Source organism: Clostridium sp. DSM 8431, assembly GCF_900116755.1.
Lineage (GTDB): Bacteria > Bacillota > Clostridia > Clostridiales > Clostridiaceae > Clostridium.
The window spans coordinates 1-4,251 of sequence record NZ_FPBY01000231.1; the positions used below are offsets into that span (position 1 = coordinate 1).

The following is a 4,251-nucleotide window of genomic DNA, read 5'->3' on the forward strand; positions in this document are numbered from 1 at the left end:
ATGGTTCGTTTGATATAATTGTGTTCTGAAACATTTATGTATCTCCTTGTTGAATTTTGTGTAGGAACTTAATTATAACAGAGATTTATCATAAATGTTTTTTTATTTTATTCAGTTATAAAATTATTCAAGCATTTTTGCACTATTATAGATTTAAAATATAAAAATCCAGGTATTAGAGGAGAAGTGGAAAAAGGTATTCCAACAGTTTTTGATTTTTCTTTAGATTTATATAGAAAAAATAATCATTTGAATTTAAATGATAGATTAGTACATACTTTAATTGGATTAATGTCTGTATGTAATGATACTACTATAATTCATAGACATGATATAGAGACATTAGAAGAGGTTAAAAATAAAGCTGAAAATATAATTGATTTAGGTGGAATGAATACTTTATAAGGTAGATTAGAAATAAATAAAATAAGTAACGAGTTCATAAAAAGAAATATAAGTCCAGGTGGAAGTGCAGATTTGCTTGCAGTAACAGTGCTTTTGCATTTAGTAGATGAATATATGTTAGAGCTGTAAATTACAATGTTTAGATAAACTTATAAAAATCTTTTTTAAATTTTTTTATAAGTTTATTAATTTTATTGTTGACAATAAGATTAATATGGTTATAATAAAAGTATATTGATTGAGCTAAATTAAATTTAGTTGAATAAAAATTAAATATTAGTAGAGGTAGCTATGAATAAATATGATGAATTAAAATTAGAAAATCAGCTATGCTTTCCACTATATGCATTATCAAGAGAAATAATAAAACTTTATAAACCTTATCTTGATAAGTTCAATCTTACATATACACAGTATATTACAATGATGGTTATGTGGGAAGAAGAAAAGATAATATTTAAAGAACTTGGCAAAAAGCTTCATTTAGATTCAGGTACCCTTACACCAGTAATTAAGAAACTAGAGTCTATGGAGTTAATAAAAAAGTATAGATCTAAAGAAGATGATAGAGTTGTTATAGTAGAACTTACTGAAAAGGGTAAGGCTCTTAAGGATGAAGTTCTAGAGATTCCTAGAAACATAGCTTGTGCATCAGGTATGAGTGAAGAGGAAGCAATTCAATTTAAATATTATTTAGATAAGATGTTAAAGAGGTTTTAACAAGACAGAAAATAGCAGTTCCTTTCTGTAATATGAATTGCATTTCTGTCATAATAAATATAGTGTTTACATTAGATAAATATTTATTTTTATCATAATTGATTGAATTAAATTAAATTTGGATAAACTAAAGAAAATGAAACTATTTAGGAGGATTTTATATGAATTTTTATGATTTTACAGCAAAAAAGATTAATGGAACAGAAATTAGTATGTCAGACTACAAAGGAAAGGTACTACTTATAGTAAATACAGCAAGTAAATGTGGATTAACTCCTCAATTAAAGGAACTTGAAGAAATGTATAAAGATTATAAAGATAAAGGTTTTGAAATATTAGGATTCCCTTGTAATCAATTTGCAAATCAAGATCCAGCTTCAAATAAAGAAATAAGTGAATTCTGTCTTAGAAATTACGGAGTATCATTTACAATGTTTGAAAAGATAGATGTTAATGAGGAAAATGCTCATCTAATTTACAAATTCCTTAAATCTAATGCAAAAGGAATATTAGGTAGTGAAATAAAATGGAACTTTACTAAATTCCTTATTGATAAAGAAGGAAATGTTGTAGATAGATTTGCACCAGCTACAAACCCTAAAAAGATAAGAAAAGATGTAGAAAAATTATTAGGATAATTTAAAGAAATAATTTAAAGAAATATAATATAAAAATATAAAAATACAGCATAATATTAGTGATAGTATTATAGCATAAATAGGAGGAAAAAATATGAGTGAAAGATATGACTTAGCCATAATAGGAAGTGGACCTGCAGGGCTTTCAGCAGCTCTTAATGCTAAGATAAGAAAAAAGAGTTTTATCCTGTTTGGAAACAATGAAATTAGTGGTAAGCTTGCTAAAGCAGAAAAAGTAAATAATTATTTAGGTTTTTACGGAAAAAGTGGAAGTGAAGTAAGAGATGAATTTAAGAAACATATTGAATCGATGGATATAAGCATAACAGAAGAAAGAGTGAATAATATTTATGCTATGGGAGATTACTATACATTGATGGTAAATGACAAAATGTATGAAGCCACTGCAGTAATATTAGCAACTGGAGTTAGTTTTGGAAAACCATTTAAAGGAGAAGAAGAATTCCTAGGTAAAGGTGTAGGATATTGTGCAACTTGTGATGCACCTCTTTATAAGGATAAGGTAGTTACAATAATTGCTTACAATAAGCATGATGAAGATGAAGCTAACTTTGTAGGAACAATTGCTTCTAAGGTTTATTATTTGCCAATGTATAAAGAAGAAGTAGAAGTAGATGAAAATATAGAAATTGTGAGAGGTGTTCCAAAGGAAATACAAGGAGATAAGAAGGCTAATAAGCTTATTTTAAAAGATTCTGAAATAGAAACTGATGGAATCTTTATATTAAGAGATAGCGTATCGCCAGGACAGCTTGTGCCAGGATTAGAGATGGATGGAAGTCACGTAAAGGTAGATAGAAAGATGCAAAGTAATTTAAGAGGATGTTTTGCAGCAGGAGATATTGTTGGAACACCTTATCAATACATTAAATCTGCTGGTGAAGGAAACATTGCAGCATTATCAGCAGTTGCGTATATAGATGAAATAAAGAGAAAAAATAAATAATATAAATTTTAACTAAAGAAGAATCGGAGGAAAATATTATGGTAAAGATAGTAAATGAAAATGAATTTAAAAATGAAATAAACGAAGGAATAGTTGTAGTAGACTTTTTTGCAACATGGTGTAACCCATGCAAGATGTTATCACCAGTACTTGATGAACTTTCAGAAGAAATGGCTGGAAAGGTTAAATTTTTAAAGGTTGATGTAGATGAATGTGTTAATTTAGCAGATGAATATAGCATTACTAACATACCAGCAGTTGGAATATTTAAAAATGGAGAAAAGCAAGAAGTATCAGTAGGTTTTGCACCAAAAGATGTTCTAGGCGGAAAAATAAATAACTATCTATAAAAATGATAAAACTACTTAAGAAAAATAATTTTTATAAAAGGAGAGAAACATATGATATATGATTATAAAGTAAAAGAAGTAAAAGGAAATGAAGTTTCATTAGATGAATATAAGGGAAAGGTATTATTAATTGTAAATACTGCAACAGGATGTGGATTTACTCCTCAATATGAAGGTCTTCAAAAAATGTATGACAAGTATAAAGATCAAGGATTTGAAATATTAGATTTCCCATGTAATCAATTTTTTGATCAAGCCCCAGGAAGTGATGAAGAAGTAGCAAGTTTCTGTCAGCTTAAGTATAATACAACATTTAAAACTTTTGCTAAAATAGATGTTAATGGAGAAAATGCTTCAGAATTATATAAATATTTAAGAAGTCAAGCTCCAAAAGCAGAAGAAGACAGCTCTTCAGAAGGTCTTTATAACATGCTTAAAGAAAGAGGATTTACAACTGAAGGTGATGAAATAAAATGGAACTTTACTAAATTCCTTATTGATAAAGAAGGAAACGTAGTAAAGAGATATGCACCAACTTACGAACCAGAAAAAATAGAAGAAGATATAGAAAAATTATTAAAGTAAAAGAGGAATATATATGTCTGATTTGAAGTTTTCTATAAAAGATACATTAGATATTGCAAAAGATAATCAAGAATTAAAAGAAATTTTAACTAAATATTTTAATTCAGAAAGTGGAGGAACAGGACTATATTTTGCTATGGCTAAAGTAGCTCAATATACTGGATACCCTGAAATAGCTGAAGTTTTAAAATCAATGGGATTAGAGGAAGCAGAACATGCTGCACAATATGCAATTCTATCTGGAAAAGTTTCAGGTGACATAAAAATAGATATTGAAAAAATGATGAGAAGTGAAGCAGGGGCTAGCAAACCATTAGGTGAATTAGCTGAAAAAGCTGAAGCTTCTGGTCTTAGTGAACTAGCTGCAATCGTAAAAAATGCTTATAAGGATGAAGCAAAGCATGCATGCATGTTAGAAGGATTATTAAAACGTTTATAGATTTTACATAAAAAAAGTCCTAAAAATCAAACGACCATACTAGCTCAAAAGCTTGTATGGTTGTTTTTTTCATATACTTATATTTTTTCATCTTTAATTTTTAAAAATGGGTTCACTTAATAAACGTCTCGTTATAAATAAAAAAAT

At 27.8% G+C, this 4,251-nt stretch carries 6 protein-coding genes and 1 pseudogene; all 7 read left to right on the forward strand.

Annotation, left to right across the window (positions count from 1 at the left end; genetic code table 11):
- Positions 1-147: 147 nt before the first annotated feature.
- Positions 148-534 (forward strand): annotated as a pseudogene (locus tag BM384_RS15870) (triphosphoribosyl-dephospho-CoA synthase).
- Between the two features lie 162 nt (positions 535-696).
- Positions 697-1,125: a MarR family winged helix-turn-helix transcriptional regulator gene (locus BM384_RS15875; protein WP_090015064.1), complete on the forward strand. Its 429-nt coding sequence runs from the start codon at positions 697-699 to the stop codon at positions 1,123-1,125.
- Between the two features lie 161 nt (positions 1,126-1,286).
- Positions 1,287-1,763 (forward strand): glutathione peroxidase, encoded by a 477-nt coding sequence (locus tag BM384_RS15880; RefSeq protein WP_090015066.1) that lies wholly within the window; start codon positions 1,287-1,289, stop codon positions 1,761-1,763.
- Between the two features lie 94 nt (positions 1,764-1,857).
- Entirely contained in the window at positions 1,858-2,730 is an 873-nt protein-coding gene (locus tag BM384_RS15885; protein ID WP_090015068.1) for an NAD(P)/FAD-dependent oxidoreductase, read from the forward strand.
- A gap of 38 nt (positions 2,731-2,768) precedes the next feature.
- Positions 2,769-3,080 carry a thioredoxin gene (gene trxA, locus BM384_RS15890; RefSeq protein WP_090015069.1) on the forward strand — a complete coding sequence of 104 codons (312 nt, stop codon included), beginning with the start codon at positions 2,769-2,771 and terminating at the stop codon, positions 3,078-3,080.
- A 51-nt stretch (positions 3,081-3,131) separates the two neighbouring features.
- A complete protein-coding gene (locus BM384_RS15895) occupies positions 3,132-3,665 on the forward strand; it encodes a glutathione peroxidase (RefSeq protein WP_090015071.1) in 534 nt (177 codons plus the stop codon).
- A 13-nt stretch (positions 3,666-3,678) separates the two neighbouring features.
- A complete protein-coding gene (locus BM384_RS15900) occupies positions 3,679-4,104 on the forward strand; it encodes a ferritin family protein (protein WP_090015074.1) in 426 nt (141 codons plus the stop codon).
- Positions 4,105-4,251: the final 147 nt, after the last annotated feature.